Source organism: Lapidilactobacillus bayanensis (genome assembly GCF_003946695.1).
GTDB lineage: Bacteria > Bacillota > Bacilli > Lactobacillales > Lactobacillaceae > Lapidilactobacillus > Lapidilactobacillus bayanensis.
The window spans coordinates 34,110-54,270 of record NZ_RHOX01000005.1 but is presented as its reverse complement, the minus strand read 5'-3'; the positions used below and the strand labels follow the sequence as shown (position 1 = coordinate 54,270).

General features: G+C 41.8%; 19 protein-coding genes. 5 read left to right on the top strand and 14 right to left on the bottom strand.

Annotation, left to right across the window (positions count from 1 at the left end; all coding sequences use genetic code 11):
• Positions 1 to 2: 2 nt before the first annotated feature.
• Together EKM65_RS02990 and EKM65_RS02985 are read left to right on the top strand one after the other, a co-directional pair.
• Entirely contained in the window at positions 3 to 773 is a 771-nt protein-coding gene (locus EKM65_RS02990) for an ABC transporter permease (protein ID WP_125605360.1), read from the top strand.
• Between the two features lie 307 nt (positions 774 to 1,080).
• The gene (locus tag EKM65_RS02985) at positions 1,081 to 1,545 is read left to right on the top strand and encodes a GNAT family N-acetyltransferase (RefSeq protein WP_125605358.1); all 465 of its coding nucleotides are present in this window, start codon (positions 1,081 to 1,083) and stop codon (positions 1,543 to 1,545) included.
• Between the two features lie 210 nt (positions 1,546 to 1,755).
• Here EKM65_RS02985 and EKM65_RS02980 read toward each other — a convergent pair whose 3' ends face one another.
• Complete coding sequence (locus tag EKM65_RS02980) at positions 1,756 to 2,133, bottom strand: winged helix-turn-helix transcriptional regulator (RefSeq protein WP_125605356.1); 378 nt, start codon at positions 2,131 to 2,133, stop codon at positions 1,756 to 1,758.
• Between the two features lie 149 nt (positions 2,134 to 2,282).
• Here EKM65_RS02980 and EKM65_RS02975 point away from each other — a divergent pair, with 149 nt between their 5' ends.
• Complete coding sequence (locus tag EKM65_RS02975) at positions 2,283 to 3,470, top strand: NADH-dependent flavin oxidoreductase (protein WP_125605354.1); 1,188 nt, start codon at positions 2,283 to 2,285, stop codon at positions 3,468 to 3,470.
• 491 nt (positions 3,471 to 3,961) lie between these two features.
• Here EKM65_RS02975 and recD2 read toward each other — a convergent pair whose 3' ends face one another.
• From recD2 to EKM65_RS02925, 10 genes are all read right to left on the bottom strand, one after another.
• Positions 3,962 to 6,421, bottom strand: coding sequence for an SF1B family DNA helicase RecD2 (gene recD2, locus EKM65_RS02970; protein ID WP_125605353.1), 2,460 nt, complete (start codon positions 6,419 to 6,421; stop codon positions 3,962 to 3,964).
• Positions 6,421 to 7,056, bottom strand: coding sequence for a tetratricopeptide repeat protein (locus EKM65_RS02965; protein WP_125605351.1), 636 nt, complete (start codon positions 7,054 to 7,056; stop codon positions 6,421 to 6,423). Before EKM65_RS02965 ends, recD2 begins: the two co-directional genes overlap by 1 nt.
• Positions 7,057 to 7,076: 20 nt before the next feature.
• On the bottom strand, positions 7,077 to 7,745 hold the full coding sequence (locus EKM65_RS02960; RefSeq protein ID WP_125605349.1) for a histidine phosphatase family protein: 669 nt from the start codon (positions 7,743 to 7,745) through the stop codon (positions 7,077 to 7,079).
• A 1,004-nt stretch (positions 7,746 to 8,749) separates the two neighbouring features.
• Positions 8,750 to 9,871, bottom strand: coding sequence for a tRNA 2-thiouridine(34) synthase MnmA (mnmA, locus tag EKM65_RS02955; protein WP_125605347.1), 1,122 nt, complete (start codon positions 9,869 to 9,871; stop codon positions 8,750 to 8,752).
• Positions 9,872 to 9,885: 14 nt separating this feature from the next.
• On the bottom strand, positions 9,886 to 10,230 hold the full coding sequence (locus tag EKM65_RS02950; protein ID WP_125605345.1) for a DUF1831 domain-containing protein: 345 nt from the start codon (positions 10,228 to 10,230) through the stop codon (positions 9,886 to 9,888).
• A gap of 649 nt (positions 10,231 to 10,879) precedes the next feature.
• Positions 10,880 to 11,125 carry a hypothetical protein gene (locus EKM65_RS02945; protein ID WP_125605343.1) on the bottom strand — a complete coding sequence of 82 codons (246 nt, stop codon included), beginning with the start codon at positions 11,123 to 11,125 and terminating at the stop codon, positions 10,880 to 10,882.
• 49 nt (positions 11,126 to 11,174) lie between these two features.
• Positions 11,175 to 12,326 carry a cysteine desulfurase family protein gene (locus EKM65_RS02940; protein ID WP_125605341.1) on the bottom strand — a complete coding sequence of 384 codons (1,152 nt, stop codon included), beginning with the start codon at positions 12,324 to 12,326 and terminating at the stop codon, positions 11,175 to 11,177.
• Positions 12,326 to 13,042, bottom strand: coding sequence for a 5'-methylthioadenosine/adenosylhomocysteine nucleosidase (locus EKM65_RS02935; protein ID WP_125605339.1), 717 nt, complete (start codon positions 13,040 to 13,042; stop codon positions 12,326 to 12,328). Before EKM65_RS02935 ends, EKM65_RS02940 begins: the two co-directional genes overlap by 1 nt.
• 39 nt (positions 13,043 to 13,081) lie before the next feature.
• Complete coding sequence (locus EKM65_RS02930; protein ID WP_125605337.1) at positions 13,082 to 13,396, bottom strand: hypothetical protein; 315 nt, start codon at positions 13,394 to 13,396, stop codon at positions 13,082 to 13,084.
• Positions 13,386 to 13,952: an NUDIX hydrolase gene (locus tag EKM65_RS02925; RefSeq protein WP_125605335.1), complete on the bottom strand. Its 567-nt coding sequence runs from the start codon at positions 13,950 to 13,952 to the stop codon at positions 13,386 to 13,388. The genes EKM65_RS02930 and EKM65_RS02925 overlap by 11 nt, the downstream gene beginning before the upstream one ends.
• A gap of 269 nt (positions 13,953 to 14,221) precedes the next feature.
• On the opposite strand from EKM65_RS02925, the gene EKM65_RS02920 reads away from it, so the two are divergent.
• On the top strand, positions 14,222 to 15,253 hold the full coding sequence (locus EKM65_RS02920; protein ID WP_125605333.1) for a 5-bromo-4-chloroindolyl phosphate hydrolysis family protein: 1,032 nt from the start codon (positions 14,222 to 14,224) through the stop codon (positions 15,251 to 15,253).
• Entirely contained in the window at positions 15,246 to 16,454 is a 1,209-nt protein-coding gene (locus tag EKM65_RS02915; protein WP_125605331.1) for a toxic anion resistance protein, read from the top strand. The genes EKM65_RS02920 and EKM65_RS02915 overlap by 8 nt, the downstream gene beginning before the upstream one ends.
• Before the next feature lie 178 nt (positions 16,455 to 16,632).
• Here EKM65_RS02915 and EKM65_RS02910 read toward each other — a convergent pair whose 3' ends face one another.
• The 3 genes from EKM65_RS02910 to EKM65_RS02900 are packed head-to-tail and all read right to left on the bottom strand — an operon-like array spanning position 16,633 to position 19,940.
• A complete protein-coding gene (locus EKM65_RS02910) occupies positions 16,633 to 17,034 on the bottom strand; it encodes a PTS sugar transporter subunit IIA (RefSeq protein WP_125605329.1) in 402 nt (133 codons plus the stop codon).
• A gap of 5 nt (positions 17,035 to 17,039) precedes the next feature.
• Complete coding sequence (locus EKM65_RS02905; protein ID WP_125605327.1) at positions 17,040 to 18,788, bottom strand: glycoside hydrolase family 35 protein; 1,749 nt, start codon at positions 18,786 to 18,788, stop codon at positions 17,040 to 17,042.
• Between the two features lie 9 nt (positions 18,789 to 18,797).
• Positions 18,798 to 19,940, bottom strand: a complete 1,143-nt coding sequence (locus EKM65_RS02900) for a glycoside hydrolase family 88 protein (protein ID WP_125605325.1) — start codon at positions 19,938 to 19,940, stop codon at positions 18,798 to 18,800.
• Between the last annotated feature and the right edge of the window lie 221 nt (positions 19,941 to 20,161).

The following is a 20,161-nucleotide window of genomic DNA, read 5'->3' as shown; positions in this document are numbered from 1 at the left end:
TTATGGGAACGTTAATTAAACAAGAGCTTTATAAACTGGTCCACAAGAAAGGGACTTGGATTGCCATCGTATTCATGCTTGCAACACAGGTCTGCTTTGCCTTACTACGAAAGGCGTTTCCAAAATTCTTCCTGTTGACATCACTGGTTAGCAATGATTACCTTGGTGGTGGCTTATATCTGTTCATCATGATTGCTAGCGCGGCCAGTATTATTGCCATGGAATTCCAATATGGCACCGTCAAACAACTTCTTTATCGGCAATATTATCGTAGCCAAGTCTTTATCAGCAAGCTCATTGTCTTGATCATTCAGTTGGTTGTCTTACAAGTGCTGGCCTCGCTGATGACATTTAACTTGACTGCCCTACTCTTTCCTAGCTTTAACTGGGGAATGGCTGTTGGCGGCGGTCAAACGCTGTTACAACAATATTTCTTGGCCATGGGTGGTAATGCGCTTGTCAATCTCCTCTTGTTGAGCGTCGTCATCTTGATCGCAACCTTGCTTAAAACTAACGCCGCGGCAATTACGAGTGGTTTTATCGGCTATTTCATTTCAATGGCTGCTTCCAGCGTTTTACTCGCCTTAATCAGCAGATGGCACTGGCTGCGCTTCAATCCCTTCACCATGCTGATGACCAGTTCGCAAATCATGACGCCAAAATTAAGCACAATCACCTTAATGAGTACGCCATTGATGATTACACTCACGGTAGCTTATACCATCTTATTTACCTTCATCGCCTATTTCAGCTTTCGCAAACGCAGTGTTTAATCAGGAAAGTAGAACATCATTAAGGCAGGATTAATCTGACAATCCACGTTAATTTATCAATTTTAACGTGGTATAACGCAATGTAACTCTGCTTAACAGGCACTGAGATGAAAATATCTCGGTGTCTTTTATTTTGTGTTGACGTGTATCCAAGTTTCGAGTGACAATGTCTGACTGACATCGTTTTGTTTAACTAAAATTTGATCAAACAGCATGGCGTCATTAATCAATAAATTCAATCCGGTTTCTCCTGCCACTTCCCCAATTATGCTATAATGATGTTTCAATTTGGAAAGTAGATGATGACATGAATATTCGCGAGGCAAGAGGTAGCGATGCACCTGATCTTCAAAAGGTCAATGCTCAGGAATTACATTATGACTATTCCTTGGCAGGTACCAGTGAGATGCTAAATTACATCTTAAGTAAGGACTGGCAAAAAATTTACGTTGCTGAAGTCAATAACGAGTTCGCTGGTTACGTGCAGGTAACAGAGTACCTCGGCACGTTTGGCAATAAGATGGTCAACATTATGGGGCTTGCTGTCCGCCAGGAGTTTCAAGGATTCGGCGTTGGTAAGGCACTGATGGCCCAAGCGGAACAGTGGGGTCATGAGATTAACGCTGAAGGCGTACGTCTGAATTCAGGTGAAGAACGCACCGAAGCACATCAATTCTACGAGCATATCGGTTACCAGAAGTCCAAAAAACAATACAAGTTTCAAAAGCTATTTGCCAAAGCCGGTGAAGAAAAAGAGCCCAACGTAAAATAACCGCTGATAAAATGATGCTCGTTTTAATTTAGCTAAAGCAAAAGGAGAAACCGGGATTTTTTATTCCAGTTTCTCCTTTTTGATATTGTTATGGATCGAAAGTTTGAGCACTATTACTTTGGCCACGCCATTTTACCTCATTAAAATTTAGCATTAGTAACCCTGTCTCGTTGTTAAAGTGAATGACGTTTATTTGACTAAACTTAAGCGTTACATCGCTAAAAATCCTGTATGCCCATGATGAACCAATTCCACTTCTTGTCCGTCTGCTTGAGCTTGTTTGACCCGCTGCTCGCCCCAATTGGACATGGCAATTAGCAGTTCGCGCAATGATTTACCTTCAGCAGTCATTGAATAAACCACTTTTGGTGGAACTTGTGGATAAACTTGGGGGGTAATAATCCCATCTGCTTCTAATTCACGTAATTGTTGCGTTAACATTTTTTGCGTAACTTGCGGTATCAGTCGTTTTAATTCTCCAGAACGCAATGGACCCTGACCTAAGTGACACAGAATGATTGGCTTCCATTTACCACCGATCACATCTAGCGTTGCTTCAACACCTAATTGATAAATTTTTTTCGTCATTAAACTTACCTCGACATCATTGAGTACTTTGAAGTGCCTATCGTACTTTATTGTACATACTTACTTTTTGTTAGTATAGCATGTATACTTAATGAAGTCGACAATATCATTAATTGCTTTTTTAATTATTTAAACGAGGAGTGTCTGTCATGAAAAACTATCAATTTTTAGCGCCACTTAAATTTCCTAATGGTGTCACTTTGAAGAACCGAATTGTCATGTCACCAATGACGACAATGTCAAGTTTCTATAACGGTATGATTTCCAACGATGAATTAGCTTATTATCAAGCGCGCGCTGGCGGCCCCGGCATGATTATCACGGCTGTGGCTAATGTTTCGGCTGGCGGTAAGGGGTTCGAAGGAGAATTATCTGTTGCCAGTGACGAAATGATTCCTGGGTTAACCAAATTAGCTGCTACAATTAAACAAGATGGTGCTAAAGCCATCTTGCAAATTTTCCACGCCGGTCGGAAATCTACCAGCAAAGTTCTGCGCGGACAGCAACCTGTCAGTGCGAGTGCCATTGCTGCTGCTTACCCGCTTGATTCTGAAACACCACGTGCCTTAACCGAAGACGAAATTCAACAAATCATTAAAGATTTCGCAGCCGCAACTAAACGGGCCATTATCGCCGGTTTTGATGGCGTTGAACTTCACGGTGCTAACACTTATTTGTTACAACAGTTTTTCTCTGAAAATTCTAATCAACGCACCGATCATTGGGGTGGTTCATTAGAGAAGCGGATGAATTTCGCTCTGGCCGTCATTGACGCTGTTAAAGAAGTCATTAAAGAAAACGCTGACGAACGTTTCATTCTGGGTTACCGAATTTCACCCGAAGAAATCGAGACGCCCGGAATCCGCCTAGCCGACTCCTTAACTTTCGCGAAAAAAATTAAGCCGTTGATCAGCTACTTACATTTATCGATGGGTAGCTATCAACGAACATCATTAAATGACGAAACAGATCAAACCCCACTACTTAACCAATTTGCTGAGGTGACGAATCACGAGATTCCCCTAATTGGAATTGGCTCTGTGGAAACACCAGCCGATGCAGAAAATGCGCTAAGAGGCGGCGCTGATTTAGTTGCCATTGGTCGCGAATTACTGCGCGAACCACAATGGGTCCAAAAAGTCGCCGGTGATGATGAAGCCAGCATCCGTTTACAAATGAGTCCGAATGAAATGGATGAATTGGCAATTCCCCGCGTCATGCAAGTTTATTTACGCGAGTCCTTCGCTAAAGTCATGCACTTCACCACAGATAAAAATGCCGCAGAAAATTATCAAAACCAAGTCGCACCAATGGAAGGATTTGAAAAGAAATTATAGAGTGCGAAAAGCAACGGGTTGATGGCATTAACTTTAGGGGAAAGATTGATGCATGCCAATGCAGCAAGATTTTCACTAAGGTTATTCGCCAGCAGTTGCTTTGAGCACGTTTCAAATTATAGCGCAAAGAAGCGCGGGTAGTTAGTGAGGATTAAGATCAAGACAGTTAAAATCTTGGTTTTAAGATTTAAACTGTCTTATCTTAACCGGAACTAACTGCGCTTCGCAGCACGTTTCAAATCAGAGCGCGGAGAACAACGGGTTGACTGTCTTAATTTAAACGGGAAGATCACTGGGTGCTAACCCAGAGAGATTCACGCTTAAATTATGCACAGTCAGTTGTTCGCAGCACATTTCAAATCAGTGCACAAAAAGCCAACAGATTAGCAACATCAGCACGCCAACGTTTTAACCCCCTACACATAAAAAAGGAACTGGGATCTCTATCCCAATTCCTTTTTTATTATCGCTAAACAATTCTTTCTACTGTCTCAAGCACCAATTGTCTGCGGCGTTATGCCCGTCATCCCAATCATTGGATCGATTGTACCCGAAGCGATCAGGCGTGCTGTCAACCGATAATCCACTGGTTCATTAACAGTCGCACCATCGTCAGTCGCTTCAGCAACCGTGTTTGCTTCAGAATTGGTTGATTTTTTAACAACTTGACCAGTTGTCGTTGCTGCAGCAACTGTTTCAGGCTGCAATAATTTCTTAATTCGCATTGCCAAGGTCGTCCGGCGTTCTTCACCTTCAGCCATAATGGCTTGCACGAAAGCCTCTTTTTGGCCGACCATGACGAGTTTATCCTTAGCCCGGGTAATTGCCGTATAAAGTAGTTTGCGTTGCAGCATGCGCCGATTTTGCATCGTTAACGGCAAGATAACCAACTGATACTCGCTACCTTGCGATTTATGAATCGACACACAGTAAGCTAAACTCAAATTGCGCCAATCTGCTTGTGTTAATTCCACTTCTTGCCCAGAAAAATCAACGAATAATTTAGCTTGATGATCGTTTTTCTTACCGGCCAGTTCAATCCCAGTAATCCGACCAATGTCACCATTATAAATCCCCCGTTGACCATCGTTTTGTAGCTGGATCACTTTATCACCAATGCGATATTTAAGATCGCCGAAAACAACTTCTTTAGTGTTAGCAGCCTTCTTGGGATTGACTAATGCTTGAACATCGTTATTCAGCACATCAATGCCCGCCACGCCACGATACATTGGTGCCAAGATTTGTGTTTCCTCTAACGAAAAACCGCGGTCAGCAGATTTAGCGACAACTTGTTCAACAATATGTGCTACTTGTCCGGGTAAACAACTGATGAAAGAGCGATCGGGTAAGTTGGCGGTTAAATCATCAGGAACGTTACCTTGATTAATTTCTTGTGCTAGAGAAACAATCGTTGAATCAGCTGACTGGCGATAAATCTTAGTCAACTTGGTTGTCGGAATACAGCCGCTGGCAATTAAATCGGCGAAAACACGGCCAGGTCCAACTGATGGCAATTGATCTTGATCACCGACTAATAAGACTTGCACCCCTTCCGAAATTGATTGAACTAAAGTTTGGAACAATTGCTGATCAACCATCGACATTTCATCAATGATCAATAAGCGCCCACTGATTTCTTGTGCTTGGTCTAAATAATTGTGATCATCAACAGCCGTTAATCCCAGTAAGCGATGAATGGTCTGAGCTGGCAAACCAATCGTTTCACTCAGACGTTTAGCGGCACGGCCGGTTGGTGCTGCCAAGCGAATCGGAAACGCTTCGTCTGCATAATCTTTCGGATCCAAACTCAAATGATGTTGTTTAGCGAACAAGACGACCACTGCATTTAAAATCGTCGTCTTGCCTGTTCCTGGACCACCAGTTAAAATACTGAGCGGATGATTCAAACCCATTTGAATCGCGTCAATTTGATGTTGATCATAGGTTACTTTTAGCCAACGCGACAGCGCCTTTAACTCTTTAGCAAAAGCTTTTTCAGACCATGGTTTAACTTTAACGGTCATTAATTTTTCTATCCGATTGGCAATGTCGAATTCACTCTGAAAGCTGGAACGCAAGTAGATGCGTTTACTTTCCACAATAATACCACCTTGGCTAGCTAACGAGACCAGTTCTTCAGCAATTTGTTGGTCAGATGGTGTTTGTCCGCGATTAGATTGTAACAATTGCAAGGCACCCTCTAAGACCGTCTTCGGATCCGAATAAGTGTTGCCATTGATAGCTTGATCATTCCGCAAGAACTGAATCAACGCCGCCTCAATTCGAATGGGTGCATCTGCTTCAATGCCCAAATGTTCAGCCACTTGATCAGCCCGTTTAAAACCAATCCCCTGAATATCATAGACTAATTGATAAGGATTCTTCTTAATAACCGTCAACGCTTCTGTATGATACTTGGAAATAATCTGATCAATTAACCGTGGCCCAAAACCAAACTCACCTAAACTAATCATCAATTGCTCAGTACCATGTGATTGCTTCAATTGCTGAATAATCACATCTTGTTGTGCTTTTTTGATACCCACTGTTGCCAACTTGTCGGGATTAGCCAGCAATTGATCAATCGCACTAATACCTAAATTATCGACAATTTTCTTGGCCGTTGTTTTCCCGATCCCTTTAAATTGCGAACCGGCGAAATAATTAATTAAGCTGGCCTCAGTATCTGGTCGCACCAACGAATAACTTTCAGCTTGGAATTGCTGACCGTATTTAGGATGAGCCACAATTAAGCCATTGAATTGATACTTCTCTTCTAAATTTAGGTCACCAAAACTACCGGTCACGATAATCAACTCATCGTCCCAGTCAAAATTTTTCTTAGTCACCTTAACCGAAATTATTTTAAATAAACTAGTTGGATTCTCGTACAAGACCCCGTCAATTAATCCTTCCAGTTCTGCGTTCGTTGAAATTGTCTTCATCATTACTCCGCTAAAATCAAATTAACTGCAGCGCCATATTTTTTCGGTGCATCATTTGCTGCTTGTTGCAATAACGTTTGGCCAGCTTCTAGTTGATTAGTATTTAAAAAAACGGCACCAACTGTAAAAGCCACATCCGCGTTTTGTGGATCTAACGCTAAGATCTTATTCGCGTACGGTAAAGATTGATCCCACAATTGTTGTTTGGCAAAAACTTGGGTCAATAATAAGTTTTCAGGTAATCCGGCGGCTGGTGCTTCGGCGGCTGTTAACGCAAAAACGGTGGCGCGCGGTAAATCATTTTTTTCAAAATAAATGACGGCTAACAAATAACTAGCTTCACGTGCATATTCAGAATGCAAAATGGGAGTCAAAAACGCAATCGCCTGCTCATTTTGTTGCAACTGATGCGCAACGACTGCTTGATTATAGGCAATGTCAGCCTGTTCAGGTGCCAAAACGGCCGCACGAGCCAACAATTGCTGCGCCTGCGTTAGATCAGTTACTTGAATCAACATGGTCGCCAATTGTACCAGCAATAGCACATTATCTGGATCAGCGTTTAAGATTTTAGTTAATTTAACAATTGCTGTTTCTCGTTGACCTTGAGCAAATAAAGCTTGTGCTTCCTGATTCATCTTGTTCTCCTTACAACTGTTTAAATCGTATCCGTTTTGCCGAGCTTTTTACCCAAATACGAAGTTTCATTCCAAAGAACCTTTTGGAAATGATGACCTTGATCTTCCGTCTGCAACACTGTCAAACTCGTATTGGTTAAGCCACCGTGTTTACGCAAATCTGGCAACGGTGTTCCTAATAAAGCCTGCATCAGTGCCGTCAATGCGGCGCCATGACTGACGATTAAAATATTGTCATCGTCGTTTGGATACGTTTGGGCAATATCAAGGATAATTTTACGCATGCGCATAATTAATTGAGTAAATGTTTCAGCATGGACGCGGTTACGTTCGAAGCGATCAGGATGATGGCGAAAATCGTCGACAGCCTCTGGGTATTTAGTTTCAACTTCTTTAAATGTTTTGCCTTCCATAATCCCTAAATCAAACTCACGCAGTCGCGGTTCAATATGGATTGGTAAGGCCTGATTCAAATTCTCGCTTAAAAAAACCGCCGTTGTTTGCGCGCGTAACAAGGGACTGCTATAAATTGCCTGAAACTTAACATGATGATCCTTCAAGAATTGGGCCAAACTGTGAAAGTCCTGATAGCTACCAGGTAATAACGGTGAATCACCGCCAGCACCTTGATAGCGCCCTTCCAAATTCCATTCGGTTTTACCGTGGCGCACGAAGAAAAATTTAGTCATATTGCCGTCATCCTTAATTTATGTATTGTACTTCTTCGTGCTCGCGCAAAGATTGCCGATGAACGTGCGCGGTGAAGAAATACTTGGTGCTGAAGTATAGTAGGTATCGCTAATCGAAATAGTGGAAACTAAAACTAGTATGATTACGCTTCTTCGCGCTTGCGTAAAGGTTGCGAATAAACCGCGGCGTGTTATCGTGGTGGGAAATGAATACTTGGCGCTGGAACATGGTGGACACTGCTTGAAGCCAATTTTTTGCAAAATTGTCTCCAAGACAGGTCTTGTTGTAACAGCTAAAGCTGCAACAACAATTTCACCACTGAGCGGTATTTATTTCCCACCACTAATCTAACAAGAGGACAACCTTTGCACAAGCGCTGAATTGACGAGTGGTTGACCACAAACTTTTTCTAGTACAAATCTACAATTAAGTCAGTTTCAATCTTTAGAAGCACGAACTTACGGTTAAGACGGCACTAACGCACTTTTGTCAGTGCCGGAGGGAAATCGCGGTCAGCTGTGAAATTGTCGTTGGCAATTTATTGCTTACGACAAGGCCGAGCTTTAAGACAATCGTAGATTGGCTTAAAGTCGAGCCCACAGCGCTCCACCAGCGTATTTCCCGCAGGCACGGAGAACAGCAATATCATAGTTCTCTGATGTTGAAACGTGCTTAAAGCAACTGATGGCTATGTCTAACTAAAAATCCCATCTGGGTTGACACCCAGCTGTGCTTTCTAGTTAGAACTTCGCCATCAACCCGTTGCTTTTCGCGCTCTGATTTGAAACGTGCTGCGAAAGTCTGACAACTCCGCTTAAGCCAGTAATGAATAAGTTCAAAGTACGAACTTTTTCATTGCTTACTTAATGCTCATTGTCAACCCGACTTTCTCCGCACTCTATTAAAAAAAGCAATGACAGTTTTGAAGACGCGAATTTGTCTACAAAGGCAATTGTTCGCGTTTCAAAGGATACTAATCCTCTGTCACAGCTCTGATTATTCGCTATACATATTGTAAAACTTTTGCATGGTCATAAGCAACATCAATGACCCCACCACCAAGACACTCGGAGCCGTCGTAGAAAACAACCGCCTGACCGGGTGTAATCGCGCGCACTGACTCATCGAAATTAACCGTTGCTTCGGTGCCGTCCTCACTCATTTGCACCGTTACGCCTGTATCAGCTTGGCGGTAACGAAACTTTGCCGTGCAATGAAATTCTTGTGCAGGTGCAGCACCAGTTACAAATGACATATTAGAAGCAGTTAAACTCGTGGCGTACAACAACGGATTATTAAATCCTTGATCCACAATTAACGTGTTTGTTTCCATATTTTTACCAACAACGAACCAAGGCTCGCTTGAGTCACTGCTACCGCCAATTCCTAAACCAGAACGTTGGCCAATAGTGTAATACATTAAACCATCGTGCTGACCTTTCAACTCGCCAGCAGGCGTACGCATCTCACCAGGTTGCGCCGGTAAAAACTCCTTCAAGAACTTCTTGAAGTCACGCTCGCCGATGAAACAAACACCGGTTGAATCGCGCTTCGTAGCCGTTACCAAACCAGCTTTAGCCGCGATTGCCCGAACTTCAGGCTTACGCAAACCGCCTAACGGAAACATTACTTTTTGTAATTGATCTTGTGAAAGTGCATTGAGGAAATAAGTCTGATCCTTATTATCGTCGGCCGCGCGAATTAAATGAACTGTCCCATCGGCATCGCGGTCGAGCTGGGCATAATGACCCATGGCAATATAATCAGCATTCATTTTCATGGCGTAATCAAGAAACGACTTGAATTTAATTTCTTTGTTGCACATGACATCAGGATTAGGTGTGCGGTTGTGCCGATACTCATCTAAGAAATATTCAAAGACCCGATCCCAATACTCTTTTTCAAAATCAATTGAATAATAAGGAATCCCAATTTGGTCGGCTACTCGAGCCACATCTTCGTAATCTTCTGTGGCCGTGCAGACACCAGCATCCGTTGTATCGTCCCAGTTCTTCATAAAGACACCGATCACGTCATAACCTTGCTGCTTTAATAACAATGCGGTAACAGATGAATCAACGCCACCACTCATACCCACAACAACGCGGGTCCTAGAATTATCCATGAATCTCTTCGCTCCTACTCTGGAGCAACAACTAAAATATCGCGCTCCATTAAATTCTCAATTTGATAGTTAAATTGTTCCACAACATTCGCTGTTTTTTTATCTTTGAAAATATTAACAGCCTTCATGCCACTAGGGTCAGTGACAGACATCTTCAACGTGTCTAAGTCGGCCCCAATCGTAATTTTCAATTTATTCCCAACTGCATATGGTGAATCGCCACTTAATGGACGATCGAATTGAAAGCTGCCCCGATTTGTTTTGATAAAACCAGTATCACGTAACGCATACTTTTTAATCTGAGGGCTGATTTTAAATACCCGTTCATCGCCCAAAACTTTTGCTTCATCTTTTGCCATTTGAAAATCCCTCTTTTTCGATTTGTTATCAAATACTAAGGCCATTATAACAAAGAACCAAGCACGGTAAAAGAGTGCGGAGAAGCAACGGGTAGGCGATATGGATTTAAACGGGAGGATCATTGCATGCCAATGCAAGGAGATTCACGCTTAAATTCACTACCGCCAGTTGCTTCGTAGCACGTTTCAGATCAGAGTGCGAAAGACAACGGGTTGGGTGTCTGTATTTAAATGGGAAGATTGCTGCGTGCTAACGCAGTGAGATTCACACTTAAATACATGACACCCAGTTGGCTTGAGCACGTTTCAGATCAGAGTGCGGAGAAGCAACGGGTTGGTGTCTGTATTTAAATGGGAAGATCATTGCGTACCAACGCAAGAAGATTCACACTTAAATACACATCGCCAGTTGCTTTAAGCACGTTTCAAAATCAGAGAACTATTATACTGCTGTTCTTCGTGCCTACAGAAAATACGCTGGTGGAACGCTGTGGGCTCGACTTTAAGCCAATCTACGATTGTCTTAAAGCTCGGCCTTCTCGTAAGCAATAAATTGCTAACGACAATTTCACAGCTGACCGCGATTTTCCTTCGGCACTGACTAAAGTGCGTTAGTGCGACTTAACTGCAAGTTTGTACTTCTAAAGATTTAAATTGACTTAATTGTAGATTTGTATTGGAAATTTTTTGTGATCCAACCACTCGTCAATTCAGCGCTCGCGCAAAGGTTGCCCTCTTGCTTGTTTAGTGGCGGCGAAGAAATACCGCTCAGTAGTGACATTAATGTTGGCAATTTATTGCTTACATTAAGGCTCGTATTTGAGACGATTTGTCTTTTAATCGGCTCAAATCGACGCCCACTACGTTCCAGCGCAAAGTATTTCTTCGCCGCCACGGAACCCACCACACTTTATCAACAGCCTTTGCGCAAGCGCGAAGAACCACTACCCCAAATAATCCCGCGCCACTTCCGCAATTGCTTGTGCCAGCAAGTGCACACTTTCAACCGTATTTTGATCACCGAAGGAAATTCGTAGGGATTCGCTAATTTGCGGTGCCTTTTCATCGCCAATAATCGCAATTAAAACATGAGATGGTTCCAGACTACCAGCGGTACATGCAGACCCAGCCGAAACTGCAAAACCCTTCAAGTCCAAATTAGTTAACGCTAAATTGGACGGCACGCCTTTTAACCAAATATTTAAAACATGGGGCAAAGCCTGTTCAGGCTCCGGGCCATTGATTGCAAAATCAACACCAGACGCAGTTAAGTCAGTAAGCAAGATCTGTTTCAAATTTTGCAATTTTTCTCGTTTGGCTTTTTTATTGACTGGTGTTAAATCTTTCACTGCTTGAGCCAAGCCAATAATACTAGGAATATTTTCCGTACCAGCACGGCGTAAATGTTCCTGTTCACCGCCATGCATAAATGGCTCTAAGTTGACCTTTTCGTTCATATATAAGAAGCCGATTCCCTTTGGACCGTGTAACTTATGACCAGAGATCGATAACAGATCAACGCCCATCTGTTGGACATCAATATCGAGAATCCCATAAGCTTGAACCGCGTCCGTGTGGAAAATAGCCTGATGATTTTTTAAGACCGCACCAATTTTTGCAATCGGTTCAATTGAGCCGATCTCATTATTACCCGTCATGATTGAAACCAAAATCGTATCCGGCCGCAATGCCGCCTTAACCTGTTGTGCCGTGACTAAACCTTGTTTATTAACAGGTAAATAAGTGATTTCATAACCTAACGTTGTCAAAAATTGCATCGTTTTCAAAACCGCTGGGTGCTCAATTTGCGTGGTAATAATGTGCTTACCGTTTTTACCGTAAGTTAATGCGGTGCCAAGAATCGCCGTATTATCGCCTTCAGTACCACCGCTGGTAAAAATAATTTCGTCAGTCTGCGCGTGAATGCTATTGGCGATCACCCGGCGACTATCATCAAGTAAATGATGACTCAGCCGACCAAAGTAATGCGTACTAGAGGCATTGCCAAAATCGGTAGCTAGTGCTTGACTCATTGCCGTAACGACCGTTGAACTCATTGGTGTCGTTGCTGCATTGTCGAAATAATAATGAGTCACTATACTTCGTTCCCTTCTAAAGCGGCAATATTTGGAATTGCCTTTAATAATAATTCGGCAGCGTTTTTACCGGCTTGTTTAACGAATTCGTCAAAGTTGACCGTAGCATCTGCATCACCGTTGTCACTAATTGCACGAATAATCAAAAATGGTTTGTTGAAGTTCGTGGCAATTTGAGCGACAGCAGCACCTTCCATTTCAATCGCAGCCACCCCTGTGAAATTATCTTTGATTGCAGCAACATGTTCAGCGTTGGCAACGAATTGATCACCAGTCACAATTAAACCGGTGGTCGCCGGTAAATTTAATGCTGTTGCTGTCTGTTCGACAACATTTAGCAGCGCTTGATTAGACTTAAAGAACAACTGCTGCCCAGGAATTTGCCCGACAACATAATCACCACCATTAGTCACATCAACATCGTGATAAGCCAATTGTTGACCTAATACTAATTCGCCAATTGTCAAGCCAGTGGCCACACCTGCCGCTGAACCGGTATTAATTAAGGCCGCAACTTGAAAATGATCGAATAAAATAGTTGCTGTCATGGAAGCTTGCACTTTGCCAATCCCTGATTGAGCTAACACCAACTCTGTGTTTTCGTATGTTCCAACAGTAAATTCCGCGCCACCAATTGTTTCAGTTGTTAACGCCGAAAGTTTTTTCCGATATAAAATAATTTCCTCTGCCATCGGCACAATAATTCCGATTTTCACTAAAAATACCCCATTTGTTTTTGTATTTAATGAATCCAATTAAACGAAGAACAGAACTAAATAGACGACCACAATTAAGATGGCAACAATCCCAATTGCCCAATTCAACCGGCGCCGCATATCTGGATGAACCGTTTTGGCACTCTTGAATTCTTGTTCATGAGCCTGCTTGCGGGCAACGCGCGACATTGATTCCGTGGCAGCCGTCGCTCTTTTAGCCGCACTGACATCTAAATCATCGACGAAAGTTCCTTTAGGTGTTGTTGCAGTCACTTGTTCCTGTTGATCATTCTTCGCTGAAAGACGACGTAAACGGCGGAAGAATCCACCCTGCTGTTCTTGATTATGCTTCATGACTAACCTCATCATGTTGTAACTGTTCCCAGTACTTAACAGCCAACAACGTTTTGGCATCGATAAAATCTGACTGTCTTAAGAACGATTGAATTTGCTTCAACGTTAAAACTTTGACTTCCAAAAATTCATCCGGATCTAAAGCTCGTTTATGCGGAAGTTCCTGCAAATCGGTTGCTAAGTACAAATGCATCTTTTCAGTAGCAAAGCCTGGTGATGAATAGAAGCGACTTAATAACCGCCATGAATTAGCAGCATAACCGATTTCTTCATTTAATTCACGTTTCGCAACGGCCAGTGGATCCGTCTCATTAGGATCAATTTTACCAGCGGGAATTTCCACCGTTTCGTGTTCAAGCGGTGCCCGCCATTGCCGAACAAAGAAGGCATGATTCTCATCCAACAAAGCCAGAATTGCCACTGCACCATGATGTTTGACAATATCTCGATAGGCTGCTTGACCATTGGGTAGTTCAACAGTCTGGTGATGAACATCTAAAATATGACCGTGATAAACCAACTCATCGCCGGTGACCGTTTCTTTAAAATCATTCATGAAATCACTCTTTCCACAATGTTACTATAATACCTTATCTGTTTCACACTGTAAATTATTTTAGCTTACTTTTAGTACATCTAAATTTCAACGCGAGTCCGCTGATTTAATAAATCTATTATACTTGAAAAATCGCCCGAACACATGGCACTACAGGCGGAAATCCACACGACTTTCCAAAGCATGAGACTAAAATCAACCCTTAGCCTTATTTAGGTTTGGCGCAGATATGCTAGAATTTGGATAGAAAGTTGTGATGGAGGTCTATCATGAACAAAAAAAATCTAACTAAACTCTTAGGCTTGATACCGATCGTTTTAATCCTTGCTTTTTTCATCGATGTTTTTGCCTTTAATGATGCAACAGCAATTGCGATTCGGATTTTATCATTGGCCATTATTTTTGCCTCGTTTGCACTCGTTGTTTTTTCAATCCAGCGTCAAGGTGATAAAGGACGCTTCCGGAAATTTTGTGCAGGTTTCTTCTATTTTTTGACAATCTCCTGCGCACTAGGATCCTTCTTGACTTCAATCAACCAAGATGGTTTTGAACTGTCTATTATTACCGGTGTTTTCGCTTTTACATCATTTCTTCTTGGCGGTCTCAAAACAACGAAGAACACCCAACCCCATCTTGATTCCTTTACTAAAGCTGCCGGTAGCAAGGAAAAAGAACCGAGTAAGAAACTCTTGAACCATTATTATCAAGTCGGATTATCAGACGCGGACATTAACGTCTTCCGTGAAACGATGGCCGATGCCAAGCAACAAATCGTCGAACTCCAAACAACGATGACCGCTGTACCGAAACTACGGGCAATCAACTTGAACCACGACACTCTGGAAGTTAGCAAGGCAATGTTTGCCGCACTCGTCAGAGAACCACAACGTTTACAAGAGGCCGCTGATTTTCTTTACAAACATTTGCCTAGCAGTGTCCAAATTGCCAAGAAATATCAAGAGATCAATCGCCACGAAATTAAAACTGCAGATACCTATGCTGTTCTTGATCGAAGTGTCGAAGTTCTCGCTAACCTCAGTGAACAAATGAAAAAGGATTATACCAATTTCGTTGCTGACGATATTTCCGACCTTTCTTCAACCTTAGATTCAGTCAACAAACCACAGAAACAACCTGACTTTAGTGGTAATAGCGAAAGTTCAATCGCTCAAATGCAAGATCAGTTAAGTCAAATCCAAAAAGATTATTTAGATCAACAAGCGACTAACGAGCAAACTACCCCAACGTCAGACGATTCTGACGCACAAACTAATAAAGATGGTGATGTTAACCATGACTGAGAAAAAAGATAACCAACAAAACTTATACGATGATTTGTTAGCAACACCGTTTTCGAATGAGGATACTGCTGCAACGACAGCAACGCCGCAGACGAATGTTAATCAAAGTTTAGATAAACTCTCCCCTGAACAACGCAAACAAGCTGAAGCATTAGCCACACAAATTGATACTAAAAATCAAACTGCGGTTTTAAATTACGGTGCTAACGCCCAAAAAAAATTATCAGAATTCTCACAGCAAATGTTGAATTCAGTCCAAAGTCAACAAACCGGTGAAATTGGCGGTGCCTTAACTGATTTAATGTACCGCTTAAACGAAGCAAATCCGTCCGAACTACGCGCCGAAGATAGTAATGTATTTCGCAAGTTATTTGGCAAAGTGAAACGTTCTGTTTACGAAATAACCGCCAAGTATCAAAAAATCGGCGCACAAATCGACACCATTGGTACCAGACTGGATCATCAGAAGAATGAGCTACTCGTCGATAATAAAATGCTAGACGGTCTCTACGATCAGAATAAAGACTATTTTGACGCCTTGAATGTTTATATTGCTGCCGGCAAAGTGAAGCTACAAGATTTACAGGAGCGGCAAATTCCCCAACTTCTGGCTGCCGCTGAGAAGTCTGGCGATCAAATGCAAGTTCAAGAAGCTAATGATTTGAAGCAATTTGCTGATCGCTTGGAGAAGCGAACCCACGACTTGGAATTAGCACGACAAATTACCATCCAACAAGCACCGCAAATTCGGTTGATTCAAGGCACGAATCAGGCCCTTGCCGAAAAGATTCAGGCATCGATTAACACGGCAATTCCGTTATGGAAGAACCAAGTCGCCATCGCACTAACCTTATTACGCCAAAAAGATGCGGTAACGGCCCAACGGCAGGTTTCACAAACGACCAATGATTTATTAACGAAGAATTCTGAAATGTTGAAAATCTCAGCAATCGAAACTGCTAAAGAGAATGAACGTGGTGTGGTTGATATCGAGACTTTACAGAAGACGCAAAACGATTTGATTGAAACCTTACAAGAAACCTTGAAGATTCAACAAGAAGGTCACACTAAACGTCAACACGCAGAAGTTGAACTACAAAAAATGGAAGATGAATTAAAGAATCATCTTCTCGCTTATAGTCATGGGACAACAAGCGACGGTTCAACCTACCGCAAAGACGTCACCGACACTAACCATTAATTAGATTTTAAAAAACCTGATGATTTAGAAGTTAACAAAACTTCTCAATCATCAGGTTTTTTGGTCATCACTTTCTGGTATTGGTAAAAGTTAGAACCAGTCTTTTTAGCTGAAAGTCAACAATCCGCCATGATTCTGCGAAAGATTAATCGGCGCCACTGATAAATAAATCAGAACCCTATTCGTCGTCAGCAGCCGTCGCTCTCATTTTGATCTTCACATCAAAAATGTTATCCTGACCGGTTGCCACGGCTTGGGGTATTTGAAAATCAGTGTTGTTCAAGTTTAAGTACAACTCTAAAAGCATCGGTAAATTCAGACTAGCAAGTATTGTGACCTTATCATTGTTCATAAATTGCTCCAATGCAACGTTGCACGGCGTCCCACCTGGCAAATCAGCAACAATAATTGCTTCATCAGAACCAACTTGCTCAACCATTTGTTGCCCAAGCTCAGCCTTACTAATCTCACCATCAAAGGTAATCGCTGTTACTTGATGGTGACTACCAGCAATCATATCTAAGCTCTGTAAATAACTTGCTGCAACATTACCATGACTAATTAGAACTAATTGTTTCATCGTTGTTAATCTCCATTACTCATAAAATTTAAAGTCGTCACGTCACACGCTGTCGTTTCCATCACAACGATTTCATTGTCGCCTTTTTTTAAGAAATCAGCTGGAATATATAAACGCTTTTTCGGTCCCACCGACCAATATTTCCCAATATTTTGCCCGTTAACTAAGACAATCCCCTTACCGAAGTCTTGACAATCCAAATAGGTATTAGCTAGTTCTCCCAATTCAAATTTAAAACGATTAAGCGTGGGTCCGTATGAACAAACATGCTTGGTCCAATCAATCTTTTCAAGATGACAAAAATCTAAGGCCCATTGTCGCCATTGATAATGAAAATGGCGATCGACAATTAAGCCAGTGCCTAGGCCTTTTCGTTGTATTGGCGAAAGCAGCCGCGCGCCATAATTAACGCGCCCCATATTTTCAATTAATAGATCTACATGATTCGTTGTTTGTAATTCTACCGTGATCGTTTCACCAAGAGTTGCTTGATATTGAGTGGCAATGAGGTGTTGATTCAGATAAACATCAACCCGATCACGGGCATCAACTAATTGTAAAGTTTCTTCTGCATCATAACCGGTTAGCATTGTCTGATACAAAACATAGCCATAACCTGAGCCCAAATTTTCCATCGATTGGGGTAAATCACTAACAACAGGTTGCGTCAGTTCAGCAAGCACATCAAAAACACGTACCTGATCAGTTCGCTGTACTGTCGGTAAATCTTGATTGATTAGTTGCGGAAGCCTTGGCTGGCTGTTTGCTGCCAGAGCCGTTTGCAATACTTTAAACTTATCATTCTCAGTACCATCTTCATGAAGAATTGCATCATAATCATATGATGTAATCTGTGGCAAATCAATTTCATGACGCGAAGAACAGCCATTATAATAAGCAAAGTTCGTTCCACCCCGAAACATATAAAGATTAAAACTAGCCTGATGATCAATCAACTCTTTCAGGCTAATTTCAAAGTCAGTCTCATCACGCTTAATTACGTCATCGCCCCAACGATTAAACCAGCCATCCCAGAATTCCATGCACATTAAAGGCCATTTCTGGTGGTGCTGGTCAAAGAACGATTGTAATACCTGTAAGTTCTGAGCAACATGAGATCCAAAATTAGCGGTAGCTAAAACATCATCTTCAATTAGTGAACCGGCTTGTAATGCTTGTTGCCAGCCACCATCTGCAGTAAACAATGGTACATCAACGCCATTTTCTTCCATCAATGACTTGATTTTACGCAAATAATTCTTGTCATTGCCAAAAGAACCATATTCATTCTCAACTTGCATCATTAAGATCGGACCACCGTGAGTAAATTGTAATGGTACCAATTCTTTAAATAAACGTTGATAATAATGAGCAACTTTCTCAATAAAACGTGGCGTATTAGTACGCACAATCATATCTGGATACCGTAATAACCATGCTGGAAAGCCGCCAAACTCCCACTCGGCACAAATATAGGGACTGGGCCGCACGATCACATACAATCCTAAATCTGCAGCTAACTCAATAAATTTAACTAGATCTGCCTGACCACTAAAATTAAATTTGCCCTCTACTGGCTCATGAACATTCCAGGGAATATAAGTCTCAACAGTATTTAAACCAGCCTCAATCATTTTTTCGAGGGTATAACGCCATTGACTCGGTGCAATCCGAAAATAATGAACGGCACCTGATAATAATTTGATTGGTTGTCCGTCGATCAGAAATTCTGATCCAATTTTAAAATCTATCATATCTTCCTCTTACCAATAAGTTTGCCAATCATGATATTTCAATCGCATCAGTGCTTCCATGAAGAAATAATCACCCCATAAATTAGCTTCATCTACGCCTTTATTATCTGCATAAGCATAGACACCATGTTGTAATAAACCTTCTTGATCAGCGCCAGTTAAATAGGATTCACCCAATCGATAAATAATACCACGAGCTAGTTCTTGACCATTTGCTAAATAACCTTGTTTCTGTGCTTCAATCATTCCACAAGCCGCGATTGCCGCGGCCGAACTATCTCGCGGTTGTTGATCTTCCTCAGTAAAGATCAAATCCCAGTACGGAACGCCATCAGCAGGCAAATGTTGTAAGTAATAGTTCAATAATTCCTGATAGCGTTCTCGCTGATTAGTCTCCTGGAAGAAACGACGATACAGTGGCATCCCTAATAGAATCCAGGCCTGTCCACGCGCCCAACAAGAATTATCCGAATAACCTTGACGCGTCGCTCCTTTGAGCGGTTGACCAGTTTGCGGATCAAAGTAAAATGTGTGATAAGTTGAAAAATCTGGCCGGACAATATAATCCAGCACCTGTTGATAATGTTGTTGACCAATTGTGGCATATCGCGAATCGCCACTAATTTTTGCTGCTTCAAATAATAAGGGAAGGTTCAGCAAGGAATCGATAATTAAACGATACTCGTCAGGATTATCTAAGTCTCCCCAAGCTTGAATAAACTGACCTTTCTTTTGAAAACGACCAACTAAAACATCGGCCGCCGCAACCACCATTGCTTGATCAGTGGTTGAACCAGTAATTTGATAACCAGCATAGGCAGATAAAGAATACAAGAAACCAATATCGTGATGATTAAGAATAAAGTTGTCCGCCAAACGTTGCTTAAAACTAACGAGTTGTTCTTCAGCCTGAACCTTAAATTCCGAATCATTCGTGATTTGATACGCTTGCCACATCATCGCGGTCCAAAAGCCGTTTGTCCAATCATCATTACCCTTAATACGGTATTTCATATTGGTTGTACAGGCCGAGGGAAAAGCATTTTGAAATTTAGGCAACGCTTTTCGTAACTTACCAACACACTGATTAAGCATCTTGGTTAGCCAAGCATCATCAACTTTTTGACCTTGATTAATTAGTTCTGTTTGCATGATTGACCACCTTCTAAAAAGATTGGAACAAAAAAATAACTTAATTGCAATCGCCATTACTTTTACACAATCTGCCGACATTTCCTTAAAAATATCCCACTGCCAACTGGAATAAAGCTCCAATGCCAGTATTTTTTATTGTGATGGGACAAAGATCTGAATTCGAATGTCTTAATTACGCCGTTTTGTGCACCTAAAAAAGTTTGGTCAAACAAAGCGGC